This is a genomic window from Marinimicrobium alkaliphilum, from assembly GCF_003259155.1.
Classification (GTDB): Bacteria; Pseudomonadota; Gammaproteobacteria; order Pseudomonadales; family Cellvibrionaceae; genus Marinimicrobium_A; species Marinimicrobium_A alkaliphilum.
This window is the reverse complement of record NZ_QGMQ01000006.1, coordinates 47,315-67,033: the sequence shown is the minus strand read 5'-3', so window position 1 is coordinate 67,033 and position 19,719 is coordinate 47,315. Positions and strand designations below refer to the sequence as shown.

Genomic DNA, 19,719 nt, shown 5'->3' with positions numbered 1-19,719 from the left:
TTTGAGTCACTCGGTTAGCTGGATTGAACCAGCTCGGTCACCAATTCCAACTCCGATACCATTTGGTCGACCTGATAGTGGGGTACCAAATGTATGACGCAGACGTACTGACCGGGACGCTCTGGGTGCTCGTTGACTTTGACCGCCGCTTCGCGCAGCGGATAGCGCGCCTGCTCCTCCCATTCAAGGTCCTCGCGACCTGTGGTGTAGCGAAAAAGCCACTGGCGCAGAAAGTCTTCGCAAGCATCGGGTGTGATAAATGAGCCGATCTTGTCGCGGATCATGACTTTGATATAGTGCGCTACCCGAGAGCCGCACAGGACATGTTGGAGCATGGCAGATAGACGCGCGTTGACTTGCCTCTCTCCCGTGAGCGAAGGCTTCTGGATTGACGCGTTACTGTAGAAGGCAGCAAAGGGCGCCTGGAAACACTGGCACAGAGGGACAAATCCCAATTCGCTCAGCTCGCGCTCACGCCGATCAGTAATGATCACATCGGTTATTGGCTTGGCCGCGAGCATACCGCTGTCCGTGTCAAAGGTATCGACGGGTAGCGTCGTAACCAGGCCGCCTCCGAGCTGGTCCCGGGGTACCCCGCGAATGTGGCCAAACCACCCGACGTTGGCGAACTCCCGAATGAGTACGCCGCCGAAAGCAAAAGCGGCGTTGCCCCAACAGTACCCCTCGCCGCCGCGTTCCGCACTCTGCTCACTAAACGGCACGCCTTTGTAGCTGCCGTGACGCTTTCGGTAGGGCAGGCGCATCAGGGTGCGCGGTAGCGCCAGGCCCAGAAAACGGGCGTCGGCCTTGGCGCGTAGGCTGCGCCAGCGGATGTACTCGTCCTGCGAAAAGATGGTCTCGAGGTTGAGGGGCTGTCCCAGAGTTTCGAAGTCATCGATACCGAACAACTCCGGGGATGCGCCTGCGATAAAGGGCGCGAAAGACGCCGCCGCAATCTGAGCAATACCTTCCAGCGTCGCGATGTCGTCGAGGGGATGGCGCGCAGAGGGCCGGTGGCTGATCTGGTAGTCACCGATCAATACGCCAAATGGCTCGCCGCCGGGGTGGCCGTACTCACTGCTGTAGATCTTGTGAAAAAGCTGACTTTGATCAAAATCTAGCGCCTTGTCGATATCACGGCTCACCTCAGTCCAGGTGATGTCGAGCACTTTGATCTTTATGTTGCGGGCGTCCTGAGCCTGAACCACCAAGTACCAAAGGCCTCGCCAGCTGGCTTCCAGCGCCTGAAATTGGCGGTGATGAATGATGGCGTTGATCTGATCGCTAATCGCTTTATCGATGCGCGCAATCGAGCGCATGATCGTCGCCCGGATGTCCTGCGTGGTCTGCGGAGGCTCAAGCGGTGTCACTTCCATCAGAAAATAGTGCAGCGCCTTTAGCGCGTCGGGTTCATGCAGAAAGTCATCCAGCCCGGACAGAGACGCCTGTCGTGCCAGCAAGGCATCCAGGCTAATCGTCGGACTCGAGCGTGATCCAGATAGGGTTGCTTCCGTGACGTGATTTGACATTGCGCGTTCGGGTCTCTTAAGAATCCTTCCGGTCCCTATGGGGGTAGAGTACACACCTAGACCGGCGGCCCGGAGGCCGCCGGATCGAGCGTTAACCCGCTTTCGGGATATTTGCGACCAGGCGCAGAGAAGCCGTCAGCTCCTCCATTTGCAGCCAGGGGCGCATCCAGGCAACCGCGTTAAAAACGCCCGGCTGTCCCGGCACTTCCTTCACTTCGACATGAGCTTCGGCGAGCGGGAAGCGCGCTTTCATCTCCGCACTTGCACCGGGGCTGCCGTTCACATAGTTGCTGATCCAGTTGTTGAGCCATTCCTCGGCTTCTCCGGCCTCCATGAAAGAGCCGATCTTGTCCCGTGCCATCACTTTCAGAAAGTGAGCGATACGGGATGTTGCCATGATGTAGGGCAGGCGAGCCGAGATGGCGGCGTTGGCGCTGGCTTCGGGATCGTCAAATTTGGGGGGACGCTGCGCCGTCTGGGCACCAAAGAATACCGCGTAATCGGTACTTTTGTAGTGGCACAGCGGCAGGAAGCCGAGTTTGCTCAACTCTGCTTCGCGACGGTCGGTGATGCCGATTTCGGTGGGGCACTTCTGATCGATATCGCCATCATCGCTGACGAAGGTATGGCTCGGCAAGCCGTCGACACGACCGCCGCCCTCGGCGCCGCGGATGCTGGTACACCAGCCATATTCGGCAAAGGCTTTGGTCATTACCGTTCCCAAAGCGTACGCTGCGTTCATCCAGCAGTATTCGTCGTGGTCGGTAGTCAGGTGTTTGCCGTCGTCGCCTACGGTCACTTCTTCATAGTTGAACGCCTCAACCGGTTTGGTGGAGGCGCCATAGGGCAGGCGGGCGAGCACCCGAGGCATAGTCAGAGTGACAAACCGGGAGTCGTCGCTGTCACGGAAGCTGCGCCACTGGATGTATTCGGCGGAATCGAAGATCTTCTCGAGATCCCGGGGTTTGGACAGTTCGGTGAAGTTGTCAAAACCGAACATCTTGGGAGAAGACGCTGTCAGGAAGGGGCAGAAACCCGCTGCCGCGACGTTGGACATCATGCTCAGCATGGAAACATCGTCCGGGTGCGACGAAAACTCGTAGTCGCCGATCAGTGCGGTATAGGGCTGGCCACCGGCCGTGCCAAACTCGCTCTCGTAGATCTTTTTGAATATCTGGCTTTGATCGAACTCGACGGCCTTTTCCAGATCTTTGCCCAGCTCTTTCTTGCTGATATTGAGCATCCGGATTTTCAGCTGGGCGCCGGTTTCGGAGTTCATCACCAGGTGATTCAGGCCCCGCCATGAGCCCTCAAGCTTCTGAAACTTCTCGTGATGCATGACGGCGGCCAGCTGCTTGGACAACAACTCGTCCACAGCGCTGATGGCTTTGTTGATAGTGACAGTCAGGTTCTTGTCCCATTTGACCGTGCCGTTCATCGCTTCCTGGGCCAGGGTCTTAAGCAGCTCCTGGGTTTCGTCAGCGGGCGTCTGTCGGGTTGCCGTAATGGCTTGTTCAAGGAAGCTGAGTTCCTGGACGTCTGCTTCCTGCTGTTCTACAACGGCTTCTTCGTTACTCGCCATCTTTCTGCTCCTCTTTGTCAGTTTCGCCTACGCCCAGCTCCCCTGAGAGAGACGACAGTGCCTCGGTATCGCTGAGTATGTTCTCCAGCAGCGCTTCCAGGTCTTCTGAACGGTCTGCCTTGGTGAGCAGATCGCGCAGCTTGTTCCGGGTTTCCATCAGCTTTCGCAATGGCTCCACTTGCTGCACCACCCGGTGCGGTTCGAAGTCTTCCATGCGGTTGAAGTCGAGGTCGACGTTCATCTCGCTGCCATCGCCCTCCAGGCGGTTTTCGGCCTTGAAGCTCAGTTTTGGGTTGATCTTACCCATCAGGTCATTGAAGTTATCCCGATCAATTTGGGAGAATTTACGCTCCTTCAGAGACTTCTTGCCCTCAGTATTGTCGCCAGAGTAGTCACCCATGACGCCCATCACAAAAGGCAACTCCTTTTCGGCGATTGCGCCGTTGGTCTCTACATCGTATGTAATATGTACGCGCGGTTTGCGCACGCGTTTAAGCTTATCGTGGATGCTATCGGACATAATCCCTATTCCTCTTGGGTTGTGATTGAGTTTCAGTTTCCTTTCGTTCAGCAGGCATCAGTCATCGTTAATGTCGACGCCGGTCAGCTCGCTGTAATGCGCGCGAGAAGATGAGTCGGGGATGAGTTCTGCGATCAGCTCATCAAGCCGCATATTGCCCCACTTGACCGCTTTCTGAAGCACGTAGGAGACCGGCGAATGCGGCTCCGTCTTGAGAAAGAAGTCGGAAATCTCCCGCAGTTGCCGGAAGGCTTCTTCTCGGTCGAGCGCTTTCTTCTTGATGTGGTTTGTGGATACGGGGACGTCACTGTTGGCGGATTTATCGCCGTCGGAACTGGCACTTTCCGTGTGTTCTCCGGCAACCGGATACTTGTCTTTGCCGAGGTGACTCATAGCACCGCGACACTCTTCCAGCACCGAGAGAATATTGCGCACGGGGGGCGCGTATTCCGCGCCGCAATGATTGTCGAGTGTCTCGCTACAGGCGCGATAATGCGCCAATGCTTCGTCAAGATGGTCCCGTTGTTCGATAAAGAAGGTGTCCGACGACTCGGCCACAGCCCGCTCGATATCGTAAAGGCTGTAACCCAGCGTCTGTTCTTTTGTCTGCCGGGCATCTTCGTCGGGGAGCTTCTGAATATCCAGCGCCTGCTGATACTGCCACAGGCTAAAGGGGGCTGGAGGATTGCCCTCCGTGATTGACACTTTGCGGATGGGGGCAATCAGGACACCTTCGGCACCTTCGCCGTTGAGGCCAGACAGCGGTGCCACGCGGGTTTCGATGCCGTCTTCATCCGGGCGGGGGTAGAGGTCGTTCCAGAAGTTTTGCACCAGTCCGTGTATTAACGCAAATGCATCCCGCAGGCCTCTAAATCCGTGCTTGCGTACCAGGGCTTCCGTCAGCCAGCTCGCGACTTCGAGGTCTTTTGCCTGCTCCTGAATGAGTGTCGGGGCCATACTCAATACGTTCTGCCAATGGCTGTCCGCTTCCTGATCGTTACCATCGTGCACGGTTTTTCGTTCAGCCGCACGGGCAGAGGAACGCTCTCTTTTCAGGGTTTGGTAGAGCGATTGAGGCGACGCATCTTCTCGCGGATCATTGCCCGCAGGCGTGGTTTCGGCGATGGGCGCAAGGAGTGCATCTAAGTCGATAACGCGTTCTGAGGCCATGAATTGACAATATCCCTATTGTGTTTCTCTAGTGACTGATTAACTAGCGGATGCCGTTCCGTCTTTCGCGTGCTGGCGCTGATTTGCAGTGATGACAATGCGCAGAAACTTACCACAAGCAGATTCGTTATTTAAATAGACAACAAGAAAATTGCGCCAAATTAAACAAAGAATTTTCAAAAAGTATGAGCCGGTTCAACTTTTTGAGAATTCATGTGCAAAAAAACAAAGGTGTTATCGCCCGCCAAAAAAAACTGTGGCAGAATGCGTTTCGCATGGATAGCCTCCTTCCATGGAGGGAATTTTGCGACAACCTGTCGTGTCTTTCCTTGTAGCTTTGCCAAGCACAGCTGGGTGCCTGACGCCCAAATAGTCACAGTGAAAAAATGGATAGTTTCGGGACAGTAACAGGATGACTTTACAGTTAAGGATTACCAAAGCACCGGACGGCATACCGCTTTCACAACCTTCCCATACTTTCGGCGAGCAGGGCGGAACCATCGGTCGAGGCGCCGGCAACACCTGGGTTCTCGCCGATCCTGAGCGAATTCTCTCGTCACGGCACTGTGAGCTTGTTTTTCAAAACAATCATTACCAGATTATTGATCTCAGTACCAACGGTACCTTTCTCAATCAATCGTCAGAGCCGCTGGGTAAAGGCTCGCGTGCCAGTCTTACTCATGGTGACTCCATTAGTCTCGGCGACTACAGTTTCGCCGTTGAGATGTCAGCCGCCTGTACGCCTGACCCCCTGTCGCCCTTCGATGATTTGCCCGGCGCTGCGCCGCCTCCGGCCTCATCGGGTACTGCCTTTGGCGAGGATCCTTTTGGCCCTGGCGATTCTGTGCTGGTAGACAGTGGTGCGTCAGTCGACCCGCTGCAGGCCCTGGATGGTCTCGCTGACAGTGATGTGGCGCCAGAGCCTTGGACCATCGGCGAAACGGCTGCGTCTGCCAGCCCGGCGGCGGAGGCGATTGCCTGGCCTGAGGCTGCGCCCGAGAGTTTGATCCCTGACGATTGGCTCGACGAGGTTCAGGCAGCGTCGAGCGCTGCAGAGCCCGAATCTATGCCCGCGCCCGTTGAGGTTGCGTCACCCGTGCCCAAGCCCGCGGTAGCGAAAATTCCGCCACAGACTGAGTCTGCAGGTGGCCCGGTAGATGCCCTGATCGAGGCCATGGGACTGGACAGTAGTCGCCTGTCTCCGGCCGATCGCGCCGAACTTTCTCCCCTGGTAGGTCGTATGATCCGGGAGGTCATTGCCGGCCTGATGCAGGTGTTGCGCTCGCGCGCGAGCATCAAGAATGAGTTTCGGATGAACGTAACCACCATCCAGCCCGTCGAGAATAATCCGCTCAAGTTCTCCGCTGATGTCGACGAGGCCATCGACAACATCTTTGTGCGCCGGAGCCAAGCCTACAAGGCGCCGCTGGACGCTATTCACGAAGGCTTTCAGGAAATCGCCGAGCATCAGTTGGCCATGATTGCCGGTATGCGCAGCGCATTTGAGCATATGTTGGAGGACTTTGATCCGCACCGGCTTCAGGCGGCCTTTGATAAGCAGAAAAAGCCCGGCGCTTTTGGCTCTTTGCAGTCGGGGCGTTACTGGCGTCAGTACCAGGCACATTACGAAACTCTGAACGATAATATTGATCGCTCATTTCAGCAGATTTTCGGCGATGAATTTGTTCAGGCCTATCAGGATCAACTCAGAAGCCTTGCGGCTTCGCGGTCGAAATAGCCACTGTCTGGAGAGGGAAGAATCATGCGCATATTGGTGCTGTTGGGCGCTTTGATGCTGGTGGGCTGCTCATCCCAGGAGAGCCGGGTGGGGCGCGTCTTCAATCTGAATACGGATTTTACCCTGAGCGTGAGCGCCGCTGAGGATATCAATCCGAACACCCGGGATGAGCCGGCGCCGGTTTTCATTCGACTGTACGAACTGCGCAGCCCCGATGCGTTTGCGCGAGCCGACTTTATCGAGTTGTACGAGCGGGATCAGAACGTGCTCGGGGACAGTCTGGTGAATCGTCGACAGCTGTCCCGCGTGGCGCCCACGGAGCTGCGTGAGTACGAGATGGTTCTGGATCGGGAAACCCGGTACGTGGGCATACTGGCCGAGTTTTACCAATACGATGATGCCACCTATAAATTGGTTGTGCCGGTGACGGCCAAAAATGTATTTCGCGATCGGCTCTGGATCCGGATTTCAGGCAACACCATCACGCAGGTGCATTAACAACAGGGAATAGCCGTTATGTCACTCAGCAGTAAAGTTATCTGGTCTGAGGGAATGTTTCTCAATCCTCAGCATTTTCAGCAGTATGATCGCTACGTGGAGCGCTATGTCGATGCCAAGTGCTCGGCGCTGGGCGTTCATGCGTGGGGCTTGCAGGCGTTTGAGCTGGATCAACAGTTATTGAAGCTGGGCAAGCTGTCGGTACTGCGCGGTCAGGGTGTATTTCCCGATGGAACCCCCTTTAATTTTCCGGACGTGGACGACGCGCCTGCGGTGTTGGCGTTACCTGAGGGGGTGCACGACACACTGGTTTACCTGACCGTGCCCGTCCGCCGACCCGGCGCCGTCGACGTATCCCGGGGTGATGACAGCCAGGCGTTGGCACGTTATTACGTTTCTGAAATGAGCACCCGCGATTGCAGCGCAGAGGGCGGTGATACTCGCCCGGTGGACATTGGCAAGCTGCGGGTTCGTTTGATGCTTGAGACTGAAGACCTCAGTGGCTATGCCTGTATCGGGGTTCTGCGGATCGCCGAAACGCGGGATGACGGCAATGTACTCCTGGACGAACAGTTCATACCCGCATGCCTGGACTGTTCGGCGGCGCCGCGGCTGAACGGCTTCATTCCCGAGCTTGGCGGGCTTTTGCATCACCGGGGCGAGGCCATCGCCGGCCGGCTTGCCGACGCCCGGCGCGGTGGCAGCGCCGAGATTGCCGACTACATGATGCTGCAAATGATTAACCGTTTTGAGCCGTTGATCAATCATCTAGTTCAGCTTCGCAACCTTCATCCCTTGGCGCTTTATCAACTGCTGCTGCAGATGGCGGGCGAGTTTGCAACCTTTGTGGCCAAGACCAAGCGTCCTCCTGAGTTTGCACCCTACCGCCACGACGATCTGCAAGCCAGCTTCGGCCCGCTTTGGAGTACCCTGCGCACTTACCTGTCAATGGTGTACGAACAAACGGCTACCGCTTTGCAGTTGGAGGAAAAAAAGTACGGTATTCGTGTGGCGACCATTACTGACCGCTCATTGCTGGATTCCGGAAGTTTCGTCCTGGCCGTGCGCGCGGATGTGTCGGAAGAGGTTCTGCGCTCGCGTTTGCCGGGCCAGATCAAAATCGGCCCGGTGGAGCGTATCCGCCAGCTCGTCAACGCTGCAATGCCGGGCATCGCCATACGTCCGTTGCCGGTTGCTCCTCGGCAGATTCCCTACCGCTCGGGCTACGCCTATTTTGAGCTGGATAAGCAGGGTGCGTTCTGGCCCGAGCTGAAAACCTCGGGGGGTTTCGCCCTGCATGTGGGTGGGGATTTCCCCGGCCTGGAAATGGAGTTCTGGGCAATTCGGCAGTAGCGCCCGCCTTCGCCTTAGCCGACAGGAGTTGTGATGGATAACGTCGACAAAACCGTTTTTCGACAGCCGCGTCCCGGGGGGGATCGAACCCGCATGAAAGGCGGTGCTGAACCTCTCAGTGGCGCTGCTGTACAGGCCGCACAGCCCGCGCCTGTCCCGACACCCAACACTGAGACATTGGCCTTGATTGTTCCCGGGCGAGGACTCAATCCGCTGGTGAGCGCCGCCGATACGTTGTTGGCGGTGCATGCCCGAGTCAGTGGCACCGCTCGGCACACGGATGTCTCAGGCCTCTATCGTCAGCTGAGCTATGAGATTCGGCAGTTCGAGGAACGGGCCAGGGTGCGCGGAATCAAGCCGGAGATCATATTGGCGGCGCGCTATGTGCTCTGCTCGGTTCTGGATGAGGCGGTACTGAACACACCTTGGGGGAGTGACAGCCCCTGGGCGCAAGGCAGCCTTCTGAGCCGTTTTCACAACGAAACATCGGGCGGTGAAAAGTTCTTTCAGATTCTTGAGCGGATGCTTCAGGCACCGGCTGAGCATATCGACATGCTGGAGTTGATGTACCTGTGTCTGAGCCTCGGATTTGAGGGGCGCTACCGGTTGTCGACCCGGGGGCGGGATGCGCTTGAACAATTAAAAGATGATCTCTATCGAACCATTCGGCGCTACCGGGGCGAGCACGAAAGGGCTCTGTCCAGACGCTGGAAGGGGCTGGGCAAGACGCGTTCCACGTTGAGCGAGTACGTGCCTCTGTGGGTGTTGGCCGCGAGTGTGGCATTGGTTCTGGTCATGACCTACTCGGGCTTTCGCTACTGGCTTTACAGCAGCTCCAACCCGGTTGTCGATCAGCTCGAACAGGTCATCGGCGGCATTGAAACCAGGGAACGACGTGATCAGTCGCCAAGGGATTAAGGATATCGTGGCATGAAAAAACTATTTGCTCGACTCATTCACCCCGTAACCTTATCGCTCCTTGGCGTGGTGGTGATTGCTTTGCTGATCTGGTTTGTGGGTCCCGCGATCAAGTTTGGCGATGCCAACGTCGCCCCTTTGGCCGGCAGCCAGGCCCGGTTGGTCGCCATAATGGTGGTTCTGATCATTTGGGGTTTGAACAACCTGCGTATCCAGGCGCGGAACCACAAACAGAACAAACAATTGGTAGAGGATATTCAGGAGAGCCCGCCGGTCGGCGGCCAGGATTATGCATCCACGCAGGCGGGGGAAGAGGTCAAGGAAATTCAGCAGCGCTTTTTTAATGCGCTGACCACACTCCGGGGACACAAATTTCGCGGGCGTGCCAACAAAACGCGAGCCCTGTATGAGCTTCCCTGGTACATCATCGTCGGCCCGCCGGGCGCGGGGAAAACCACCGCGCTAGTCAACTCCGGGCTCGAGTTTCCGCTTGCAGAGCAATTCGGCCGAGGCGCCCTGCAGGGCGTCGGCGGTACTCGACATTGTGATTGGTGGTTTACGAACGAGGCGGTGCTTGTAGATACCGCTGGACGCTACACCACTCAGGACAGCCACCGGGTTGTCGATGGTTCGGCGTGGGAGGGTTTTCTTGATTTGCTCAAAAAACATCGCCGCCGCCGTCCCATTAACGGTGTCATTGTTGCCATCAGTATTCAGGATCTGCTGACACAGCCAGAGGAGGAGCGGCTTCGTCATGCGCGCACCATTCGGACCCGCATCGATGAACTGATGACCAAGCTTGAGGTCCGCTTTCCCGTTTACCTGTTGTTTACCAAGGCGGATCTCATTTCCGGGTTCAATGAGTTCTTTGAGGACCTGGGGCGAGATGAGCGCGACCAGGTGTGGGGTGTCACGTTATCGGATTCACCTCACGCGGACGGCGCGCCAGACTTTGAGGATATTGACAGCGAACTCGGAGAATTGGAAGCGCGACTTTATGAACGCCTGGTATGGCGGATGCACCAGGAACGCGACCGCGAGCGGCGGACCGCCATTGAGCAGTTTCCGCGCCAGATGGAGCAGGTTCACCCGTTGGTGCAGGCTTTTGTGCGTGAGACCTTCGCCCCTAACCGCTACCGTTTTCAGCCTTACTTGCGGGGCGTTTACTTTTCCAGCGGGACCCAGGATGGGACGCCGATTGATCGTTTGATGACAGCGGTTTCGAGCCAGTTTGGTATTGACCGCGAACCTCAGGCCGTCGCGCTTGGCCGGGGTAAAAGCTTCTTCCTTGGACGCCTGTTCCGCGATGTGATCTTCCCCGAATCGGAACTTGTGGGGACCAATCCGCGCTACGAGCGTTGGCGCCGGTGGGGGCAGCGTGGAGCCTACGGCGCCCTCGCGGCCTGCGTCGCCGGGCTACTGGTAATTTGGACGGGCAGTGTCGGCCGCCACGCGGGGTCGATGGAGGATGTGCGCCATCACCTGAGCGCCTTCGAGGCCTCGGCCCGGGAAACCCCCCAGTGGGATCGCAGCGTGCGTGCCACGCTGGGGCCCTTGGCGTCTCTGTCGATGGCCAGTGACGTCTATGCGCAGGAAAATCATCCCTGGCTTACCGGTGTCGGGCTCTATGACGGACGCATTGAGCGGCGTACCCGGCAGGCGTACCACGATTACTTGCGCGGACCCTTTATGCGCGGACTGCTGGCAGAGTTGGAGCGGGCGCTCACCGAAACAGATGAAGATCTCGCCCTGTATGGTCGTTTTCGGGTTTATCAGATGTTTGGCGATGTCGAGCGCCTCGCGCCGGGTGCGGTCAATGAGTGGTTCCGCCGTTACTGGGCAGAGGCTGACTTACTCAGTGCTGCCGAGCAGCGTCAGGTTCAGGCCCATCTGGCGCAGTTGCTGAGTCTGGAGCTTGAGTCCCAGCCTTTAAACCAGCCGCTCTCACGTCAGGTTGCCGAGCGCCTGCAGCAGGTACCCCTGGCAACGCGGGTGTACAACCGTATCCAGACCGAGCCCGAGTATCAGCGCCGGGTGGATATGCAGGTGCGGTACGGGGATCAGCTGAGTATCGTTTTTGATTACGACAGCCGGGCCCGGCAGGTCAACCAAGTCCCTTGGCTGTACACCCGCGAAGGCTATCGGGCGATTGATTTGTCTCGCCGCTCCCCAGTACTGCGCGAACTGGTCAATGACCGGTGGATCTTCGCCAGTCTCGATAGCACCGATGTGTCCATCAGCGACGACGATCTGAGTGCTCTCAGTGAGCAGGTAAACCGGCTTTATCACAACGATTATATCCGCACCTGGAACAACGCCATGGCGGAAATCAAGATCAAGCCCTTCACCAGCCTGAACCATGCCGGTGACATTCTCGGGCGTGCAGCTGACACCCTGAATTCGCCATTGCACGCGGTGCTTCAGGCCAAGGTTGATCAAACCCGCTTGACCGATTCGCGTGTCCGCGATGCGGTTGCGGGGGCAGGGCGAGGTCAGCGCTCGAGTCAGGCGGCACAGCTGGCCGCCAGCAGGATAGATGACACACCGGTGGATCGTCACTACCGGGATCTGCATCGCCTGATGGCCGGTGGTGACGATAGCGCCGCACCGGTTCATGCGACGCTGCAAGAGGTGCGCAAGCTTGCCGACTTCGTCGAGGAAATCCGCATGGCCCCCAACCCGGATCAGCGTGCCTTCGAGATCGCCCGGGATCGCTACCAAAATGGCAGCGGAAACGCGATGACTCAGCTGCGCAGCTATGCGCGCACGATGCCCGAGCCGATGCAGGGTTGGCTTGAGGAGCTGTCGGCACAAACCTGGCGGGTCATCTTGGGTTCGGCACGCAATCACGTCAGTCGCGAGTGGCACGAACAGGTCTACCGCCCCTACCAGCGCTTTGCATCGGGGCGGTATCCGCTCACCGCTGGCGCCTCCGCTGAAATATCGATGTATGACTTCACTGAGTTTTTTAAACCCGGGGGCACGCACCAGCGTTTTTTTCAGGAGTATGTTGAACCCTTTGTTCACACTCGCGGGCGTTGGAGCAATCGACAGGTGGATGGCTACACTCTCGGCCTCTCGGGCGATAGCCTGGAGCGTATTCGCCAAGGCCTGGAGGTCACCGACGTTATGTTTCGGGGTAGCGAACCAACGCCGAGGCTGGATCTGGAATTCCGACCCATGGATTTGAGTGCCGAAAATGCCCGCTTCTCCCTCGACATGGGGGGCGAAGCCCTCAGCTACAATCACGGGCCGCGCTTGTGGCGGCCGGTTACGTGGGCGGGCGATCGGGCCGAGAGTCGTTTGCGCCTGCGCTTCGAAGGGGTCAACGGCGCAGTGCGTGAACGGCGTTATGAGGGGGGCTGGGCCTGGCTCAGGGCACTTGAGGACGCCCGGGTCGAGCGCACCTCCCGGGCCGACGTCTATCGCTTGACGTTTTCGGCCGACAGCCGTACCGATGCGCCCGACGGGCGTGATGAAATTGTATACGAGGTCAGAGCGCAAAGTGTCAATAACATTTTCAACGATAACCCTTTGCGCCAGTACCGGTGCCCGGAGGTACTCTAATGAGCATGGCAACCGCCGCCGGCTTTTACGGCAAGCTGCCCGCCCACGGTGATTTTGTTTACCGGGGCCTGCCTACGGCCTGTATTCATGTGTGGGACGAATGGCTTCAAGCGCTGGTGGGAACGGCACGCGAGCAGCTCGGCGAGCATTGGCTGGATGTGTATTTGACCAGCCCCATCTGGCATTTTGTACTTTCCCCGGGCGTGCTCGATGAGCACGTGTGGGCGGGCGTGGTGCTGCCCAGTGTCGACCGGGTGGGGCGATATTTCCCTTTTTCAATTATGACTCAACTGCCCGGTTCGGCAGCGCCCGTCGGGACTTTGGCCACTAACGCCACCTGGTTTGAAGATGTGGAGACGCTCGCCCTGCAAGCGCTGGATGGCCAGCTTCGTATTGACGAGTTGGCCGACGCTCTGGCACACACGCCGATTCAAGCAGCTTTCTCGGAACTGGCGTTGTCGGCGCCACTGACCGATCCGAGCGTATTTCCGCTCGATGCTTACCCGCTCATGCTGGATCGCTGCTTGGCGAGCCAGTTGCCATCGTACAGCGTATGGTCGACCCAGGGCTCAGATCGAGTCGATCCCTGCCTGGCAAGCACCGGCGGCTTGCCGCCCGTCGCTCGTGCGACCGCGATGTTGACCGGTCAGTGGCGTGACTGGCAGTGGCAGCAGCTTGGTGCCGCCCGGATCCAGGGCTAGGGGCGCGAACCGTGCAGGACACTACCTATCGTCGTCCCATCTATTGGGAAAGTCACGCGGCAACACACCCGGGCGCCGTGCGCGAGCATAATGAAGATGCGTACCTGTCGCGCGGCGCCTGCAACCATTGGGCGGTGGCCGATGGCATGGGTGGACACGCGGTGGGAGATGTGGCCAGTCAGGAGATCGTTTCGGCGCTCGCGCGCCTGGCAGTCCCCAACGAGTTAGCCGGCGCGGTTGACTGTATTGAAGATTGCTTGCTCGGGGTGAACGGTTCCTTGCAACGCTATGCCCGCCAGAACCTGGGCGGTGCGACCATTGGCAGCACCCTGGTGGACCTGATTATTTGCGGGCGTGTTGGGGTGTGCTTATGGGCAGGAGACTCACGTTTGTATCGATACCGGCGCCAGACCTTGACGCGTATTTCCCGCGATCATAGTCAGGTCGAGGATATGGTGACGATGGGCCTGATATCGGCCGAAGAGGCGCGCACCCATCAGTGCAGTAATGTGATTACCCGCGCGGTAGGCGTGGAAGAAAACCTACTGCTAGACCTTCGGGTTTTCGACGTTCAACTCGGCGATATGTACTTGCTGTGCAGCGATGGGCTGCACGGTGTTCTCAGCGATGAAGCCATTGCCGATAGGCTCGAATGCCGCGAACCGGCGCAGAGTGTGGAAGCACTAATGGCGGCGGCCATGCAGGCGGGCGCGCCTGACAATGTAACTGCCGTGGTGACCAAAGGCATCCCTGGGGCTATCGTCCGTCAGGAGACTCAACAGAGCTAATGGAAGGCTATGACAGAGCAGGATAAGGAACAGCGTACCCGTATTCAGCGCAGGGATGACAAGGTGGCTGCTGATGCCACGGTATTTGTCGCGCGCACCGGTGGTGATGACCAAACCCGATTCGCGCCGCCGGCGAAAAAAATCGTTACCATTCCACCGGTAACACCGGTCGACCGCACCCAGATCAATCCCGATGTCCCTGCCCACCAGCAGACAGGTGCACCCGCCGCACCTGCCGGACGACTGAAAAGCCGCTTTATTTTGCAAGATGTGCTTGGCGCAGGCGGCATGGGTGTGGTCTACAAGGCCAAAGACAGTCTGAAAATCGAAGCCCAGGACAGCGATCCCTACGTTGCCATCAAAGTGCTTAGCGACGAGTTCAAGAGTCACCCGGAGGCGTTTATCGCGCTGCAGCGGGAGTCTCGGAAAACCCAACGTATTGCCCATCCCAATATCGTGAATGTGCACGATTTTGATCGCGACGGTGATACCGTGTTTATGACCATGGAGTTTCTCGACGGTAAACCCCTCGACAAGCTGCTGGATCAGTATCGCGGTATCGGCTTATCGGAAGAGGAATGCTGCTCCATTCTGGAGGGAATCTGCTCGGCGTTGGTCTATGCCCACGCCGAAAACATCATTCATTCGGATCTTAAGCCTGGCAACATCTTTGTGACCCATCGGGGAACGCCCAAGGTATTTGATTTTGGCATCGCGCGCGCCGTGGCCAAAGCTGAGCGTACCGATGAAAGCACGGACGATAAGACCGTGTTTGACGCGGGGAGCCTGGGAGCGCTTACGCCCGCGTACGCCAGCCTGGAAATGCTTGAAGGGGCGCCGCCGGACGCGCGCGACGACATCTATGCGCTGGGCTGTATTGCGTACGAGCTGTTTGCTGGAGAACACCCATTTAAACGCGCCCATGCCGACCAGGCCTGTCGCGACAAGATGAAAGTGAAACGCATACCGGGGCTGCCCAAGCACCAATGGCGTGCCATCGAGAGTTGCCTGGCATTCCGGCGCGAACAACGGATGGCCTCCGTGGCTGAGTTCTGGCGCCAGTTCAGCGTGCGCCCGGTCGCCAAACTGAAGTACGTTGTCGGTACGCTGGTGGTTACCACCTCCATGGCGGTTGCGGCATACCAATATCAGGACGAACTCTGGCCTCAGTTCTCGGAGCAGGAAGTGCGCTCGGAGATCGAGCAGGCGTTGCGCCTGGAAATGCGCCAGGAGGTTCTGACTGACCTGATTGCGGCAGGCACCTTCAGCGCTGCCTGGGAAGCGACCCTGTGGGATACCTATTCCGAGCTGCGCGATACGCTGGGCGACGACGACCCCTGGTTCAGTGTCCAGCGGGAGACCATCTACCACTTGTACCTGGAAGCCGTCACTGAGCGCATTGGCGCGGGGGAGTTGAACACTGCCCAGAATATTCTCAAGAATGCCTACCGTTACAGTCAGGCCCATGAAGAGCTCGACGCCCTTTCGGCCCAGCTGCGCAACGTTGCCGAGCGTCAGCGTGAAGAGCTCCAGGAGCAAGAGACGGCGCGTGCGGCGGCAGAGGCCATGGCGGTGCGTCAGCAGCAACGTCGCGAGCAGCAGGCGGCGATCAATCGCGCGTTTGATGCGGCGCTGGCCAACGTCGACGACCAGACCGCTTGTCGTCAACAGCTCAACATGGACGATTTGCGTATCGCCGTCGATAAATTACGTGAGCTTGATCGCCCGCGCTACCAGCAGCAGGAAGCGCGCATTATTACCGAGCTTGCGAGTTGTATTGAAACTGTCGGCACCAGCTTTTCGGATCGCGCCCAGGTGTTCAAGCAACAGGCGCAACAGATATTCCCGGGCAGTGCCCGCATCGCAGCCATCAGTATTTCGCCGCGCGACCCTTGTGGCTTGTCGCTCGCCGGCATGGGCGCACGTGGACAGCGTGCAGGCTGCCGTGACCGGGCTGCTGCGCTGGGCGCTGGCCCGGCGCTGGTGGTCATACCGGCACCCGCCGGAGGTCGGGCGTTTGCCATCGGAAAGGAAGAAGTGAGCGTAGGGGAATACAACCGCTATTGTGAACTCACCGGCTGTACACCCATAGCGGGTCGCCGTCGCGACTGGCCGGCGACCGACATATCGATCCACGACGCCGAGCGTTTTCTGGCCTGGCTGAGCGATGTGACCGGGTACCACTACCGGCTGCCCAGCGCCAGCGAGTGGCGTCACGCGGCGGATGCCGGCGGTTCCGCGCGCGATTCCAACCGCAATTGCCGACTCGACTCGCGCGGTATCCAGCGCGGCGACAGTCTCGCGCGGGTCGGTGTCGGCCAGCAGAACCGTTGGGGTTTACTCAATCATTTGGGTAACGCCAGCGAATGGGCGCGGGACCGTGAGGGGCGGCTTTGGGCGTTGGGGGGCAACTACCAAACCCCGATGGAAGATTGCCATCTCGATGCGCGCCAGGCGCACGACGGTCGCCCCGACGGCGCGACCGGCTTTCGCGTGCTACGCGAGCTGAATACCGACAACGGAGGCCGCTAGGTATGACCACCGAACAAACCGTTGAGCAGTTGCATCAGTTGGTGCTGGATTACCACCAGCGCGGGTTGTCGACGGTCGATTATCGTCATTATCGGCGCGACCTGCTTAACCAGCTCGATGCCCGCATCAATGGTGTGCAGCTGCCCCAATCCCGTGCAGTCCCGGCGGACACTGATTTAATCACCCGTCGTAAAGACGACTAACCCAGAGGCAAGGTATGAACGTTGTAAGCTTTTTCCAATCAGGCGGCCTGTTTATGTGGGCCATCCTCGCCGTTATGGCGCTTGGTCTGGCGATAACCATCGACCGCTTTCTTTACTTGAGCAGAACCCAGAGTAAAGTTCAGCGTGTCTGGCAGAAGATATCACCCATGCTGAAAGCGCAGGACTATGAGCGGGCCTCCCGCCAGGTCACCGATATGAACGATCCACTCGGGCGGGTACTCAGCTACGGCTTTTCCCGGTTTGAGCCCGGCGCTCGGCGCGAGGCCATTGAGTCGGCGATGGAAGAGGGCGTCATGGAAGTCATGCCGCAGGTAGAGCAGCGCACACACTACCTGGCGACTCTGGCCAACGTCGCGACTCTACTAGGACTTTTGGGGACCATCATCGGTCTGATCAGCGCCTTCACCGCAGTGGCCGAGGCTGATCCTTCCGAGAAGGCTGACATGCTGTCGGCAAGTATCTCGCTGGCGATGAACACCACGGCGTTTGGTCTCATCGCCGCCATCCCCTTGTTGCTTCTGCACTCGTATCTGTCCACCAAAGCGACCAAGGTCGTCGACATCATCGAAACCTCGGCGGTGAAGTGCCTGAACCTGATGACCCGGGAGTAAGCACAATGCGCTTGCGAAAAAAAAGACAGAGCCAGGAAGCGGCCGAGCTTAACATCACGGCCTTTATGAACCTGATGGTCATCCTGGTACCCTTTCTACTGATAATGACGGTGTTTTCACGGATGACCGTACTCGAGCTTAACTTGCCGGCACTGGATGCCCTCGAGCAGAGTGCTGATGATGAAGAGGTGCGGCTGCAGTTGCAGCTGATTGTGGGGGAACGTCACCTGTACCTGCGTGATGCTAACGTTGGTTTGATTCAGCGCATCGCGCGTACCGACGACGATGCCCAATGGCGAACCCTTCGCAGCCTGTTGGTAGAAGTCAAAGGCCGCTTTCCCGAGGAGACCGCTATTGCGCTGCTTCTGGAGCCAGGTATCTCATACAACACCATGATTCAGGTAATGGACCGGGTTGCGAGTACGCAGCAAGTTCAGGTTGGAACTCTGGAAATCGTCGAGCTGTTTCCGGATATTTCCCTGGGCGATGCGCCTGAGGAATTACAGGGAGGGCAGTCATGAAGCCAGCGAGTTTTCGGGCGCGGCGCCTGGGCCGTTACAACCAGCTGCGCAAAAAGCCCGGTATCAATCTGGTGTCCCTGATGGACATCTTCACCATTTTGGTGTTCTTTCTGCTGATCAATACATCGACAGAGAAAGCCTTGCCAAGCGCGAAAGTATTGACCTTGCCCGCGAGCGTATCGCAAACCGCTCCGGAAGAAACCCTGCGCATTATCCTCACAGAAGATGATGTCCTGGTGCAGAACCGCAGAGTAATGACGCTGGCCGACATTGCCCAGGCTCAAGGCGAGACGCTCGCGCCCTTGCGTGAAGAACTGGCCTATCGTCGATCACTGGCCGCGGGCGAAGGACGTGACACCCTGACAGTCATTGCCGATCAAAGCATCCCTTACGATATTATTCGCCGAGTTATTCAGACTGGTCGGGAACTGGAATACAGCCGTATAGCGTTTGCTGCCGATCAGACATCCTTGGAGCGCTCAGAGTTGGCGGCAGGTGGCCATGACTAAGCGAGAGAACTTTCCGCCCAACTACTGTGATTTGACGGTCCAATGGCAGCCGGCCCGCAACGCTGATGGCACTTACCGCTGGCTTGTCGTTGGCTGTGTGGCGGCCGCTTTGCTTGTGGGTGCGCTTCTGAGGGGCATCAACGTGCCCGAGCCAGAACGGATGACCCGCGCAGATATACCCGAGCGGGTCGCACGCTACATTACCGAGCGGCCCAGGCCCGAACCCGAGCCTGCAGAGCCGCCCCCGGAGCGCCGCCCCCCTCCCGTGGTTGAGCCGCGACCAGTGGTCGAGCGCGAGCGCCCCGAGCGTGAAGCCGCACCTCTGACCGAAGCGCAGCAGGAGGCCCGGGAGCGAGCCGCCCAAACCGGGTTGCTAGCCATGGGCGAACAACTGGACAGCTTGATGGATACTTCCGACGTCGACGCTTTGGTCGATACCCAGTCGAGCGCCCGAACGAGCGACGCGCAAACAGCGTCCGGTTACAGTGGCACCGAGGTGCTGACTGCGGCTGGCCGAGCGGATAGCGCGGGCCCCGCGCCTGTTTCCGCTGTCGCTGTGGGCGAAAGTCGCCTGGCACGGCGCGAACTGGCTGCGGTCAGCGGTCCCGAGGAGGTCGCCGATGAGGGCGGCGGTGATGAGGTGCGACGGGCGAGCTTTGCAGAAACCGGTCGTAGCGAAGAGGAAGTGTCTCTGGTATTCGATCAGAATCGGGGGACGCTCTACTCATTGTACAACAGGGCTCGCCGTCAGCACCCCGGCCTGGAAGGGCGTCTGGTTCTGGAGGTCACCATTGAGCCGACAGGAGAAGTCACCGCTGTTGATGTTGTCTCGAGCGAGCTCAACAACCCGAGTCTGGAACAACAGATCCGCCACCGTGTGTTGCAATTTCGATTTGAACAACGTCAAGCGGAAACCATCACTATTATCTATCCGATAGAATTTTTGCCGTCTTAACCA

Annotated in this window: 17 protein-coding genes; 13 read left to right on the top strand and 4 right to left on the bottom strand. The window is 58.4% G+C overall.

Annotation, left to right across the window (positions count from 1 at the left end):
* Positions 1 to 14: 14 nt before the first annotated feature.
* The 4 genes from tssC (DKW72_RS10910) to tssA all read right to left on the bottom strand — a co-directional run bounded on the left by tssC (DKW72_RS10910) (position 15) and on the right by tssA (position 4,801).
* Positions 15 to 1,529 carry a type VI secretion system contractile sheath large subunit gene (gene tssC / locus DKW72_RS10910; protein WP_232522381.1) on the bottom strand — a complete coding sequence of 505 codons (1,515 nt, stop codon included), beginning with the start codon at positions 1,527 to 1,529 and terminating at the stop codon, positions 15 to 17.
* A 91-nt stretch (positions 1,530 to 1,620) separates the two neighbouring features.
* Positions 1,621 to 3,111, bottom strand: a complete 1,491-nt coding sequence (gene tssC, locus DKW72_RS10905) for a type VI secretion system contractile sheath large subunit (RefSeq protein ID WP_111642405.1) — start codon at positions 3,109 to 3,111, stop codon at positions 1,621 to 1,623.
* A complete protein-coding gene (gene tssB / locus DKW72_RS10900; RefSeq protein WP_111642404.1) occupies positions 3,101 to 3,631 on the bottom strand; it encodes a type VI secretion system contractile sheath small subunit in 531 nt (176 codons plus the stop codon). Before tssB ends, tssC (DKW72_RS10905) begins: the two co-directional genes overlap by 11 nt.
* A 57-nt stretch (positions 3,632 to 3,688) precedes the next feature.
* The gene (gene tssA / locus DKW72_RS10895; RefSeq protein WP_111642403.1) at positions 3,689 to 4,801 is read right to left on the bottom strand and encodes a type VI secretion system protein TssA; all 1,113 of its coding nucleotides are present in this window, start codon (positions 4,799 to 4,801) and stop codon (positions 3,689 to 3,691) included.
* Between the two features lie 412 nt (positions 4,802 to 5,213).
* On the opposite strand from tssA, the gene tagH reads away from it, so the two are divergent.
* The 13 genes from tagH to DKW72_RS10830 are packed head-to-tail and all read left to right on the top strand — an operon-like array spanning position 5,214 to position 19,716.
* Positions 5,214 to 6,539, top strand: coding sequence for a type VI secretion system-associated FHA domain protein TagH (gene tagH, locus DKW72_RS10890; protein WP_111642402.1), 1,326 nt, complete (start codon positions 5,214 to 5,216; stop codon positions 6,537 to 6,539).
* Positions 6,540 to 6,563: 24 nt separating this feature from the next.
* Positions 6,564 to 7,037 (top strand): type VI secretion system lipoprotein TssJ, encoded by a 474-nt coding sequence (gene tssJ, locus DKW72_RS10885; RefSeq protein WP_111642401.1) that lies wholly within the window; start codon positions 6,564 to 6,566, stop codon positions 7,035 to 7,037.
* Between the two features lie 18 nt (positions 7,038 to 7,055).
* A complete protein-coding gene (tssK, locus tag DKW72_RS10880) occupies positions 7,056 to 8,390 on the top strand; it encodes a type VI secretion system baseplate subunit TssK (protein WP_111642400.1) in 1,335 nt (444 codons plus the stop codon).
* A gap of 33 nt (positions 8,391 to 8,423) precedes the next feature.
* Positions 8,424 to 9,308 carry a type IVB secretion system protein IcmH/DotU gene (icmH, locus tag DKW72_RS10875; protein ID WP_111642399.1) on the top strand — a complete coding sequence of 295 codons (885 nt, stop codon included), beginning with the start codon at positions 8,424 to 8,426 and terminating at the stop codon, positions 9,306 to 9,308.
* Positions 9,309 to 9,320: 12 nt separating this feature from the next.
* On the top strand, positions 9,321 to 12,875 hold the full coding sequence (gene tssM, locus DKW72_RS10870; protein ID WP_111642398.1) for a type VI secretion system membrane subunit TssM: 3,555 nt from the start codon (positions 9,321 to 9,323) through the stop codon (positions 12,873 to 12,875).
* On the top strand, positions 12,875 to 13,576 hold the full coding sequence (gene tagF / locus DKW72_RS10865) for a type VI secretion system-associated protein TagF (protein ID WP_111642397.1): 702 nt from the start codon (positions 12,875 to 12,877) through the stop codon (positions 13,574 to 13,576). Before tssM ends, tagF begins: the two co-directional genes overlap by 1 nt.
* 11 nt (positions 13,577 to 13,587) lie before the next feature.
* On the top strand, positions 13,588 to 14,364 hold the full coding sequence (locus DKW72_RS10860; protein WP_111642396.1) for a PP2C family protein-serine/threonine phosphatase: 777 nt from the start codon (positions 13,588 to 13,590) through the stop codon (positions 14,362 to 14,364).
* Positions 14,365 to 14,373: 9 nt separating this feature from the next.
* Entirely contained in the window at positions 14,374 to 16,896 is a 2,523-nt protein-coding gene (locus DKW72_RS10855; RefSeq protein ID WP_111642395.1) for a bifunctional serine/threonine-protein kinase/formylglycine-generating enzyme family protein, read from the top strand.
* Positions 16,897 to 16,898: 2 nt separating this feature from the next.
* On the top strand, positions 16,899 to 17,099 hold the full coding sequence (locus tag DKW72_RS10850) for a hypothetical protein (protein WP_111642394.1): 201 nt from the start codon (positions 16,899 to 16,901) through the stop codon (positions 17,097 to 17,099).
* A gap of 14 nt (positions 17,100 to 17,113) precedes the next feature.
* On the top strand, positions 17,114 to 17,731 hold the full coding sequence (locus DKW72_RS10845) for a MotA/TolQ/ExbB proton channel family protein (RefSeq protein ID WP_111642393.1): 618 nt from the start codon (positions 17,114 to 17,116) through the stop codon (positions 17,729 to 17,731).
* A gap of 5 nt (positions 17,732 to 17,736) precedes the next feature.
* A complete protein-coding gene (locus DKW72_RS10840) occupies positions 17,737 to 18,252 on the top strand; it encodes an ExbD/TolR family protein (protein WP_111642392.1) in 516 nt (171 codons plus the stop codon).
* Positions 18,249 to 18,761, top strand: a complete 513-nt coding sequence (locus tag DKW72_RS10835; RefSeq protein WP_111642391.1) for an ExbD/TolR family protein — start codon at positions 18,249 to 18,251, stop codon at positions 18,759 to 18,761. The genes DKW72_RS10840 and DKW72_RS10835 overlap by 4 nt, the downstream gene beginning before the upstream one ends.
* Positions 18,754 to 19,716, top strand: a complete 963-nt coding sequence (locus DKW72_RS10830) for an AgmX/PglI C-terminal domain-containing protein (protein WP_111642390.1) — start codon at positions 18,754 to 18,756, stop codon at positions 19,714 to 19,716. Before DKW72_RS10835 ends, DKW72_RS10830 begins: the two co-directional genes overlap by 8 nt.
* Positions 19,717 to 19,719: the final 3 nt, after the last annotated feature.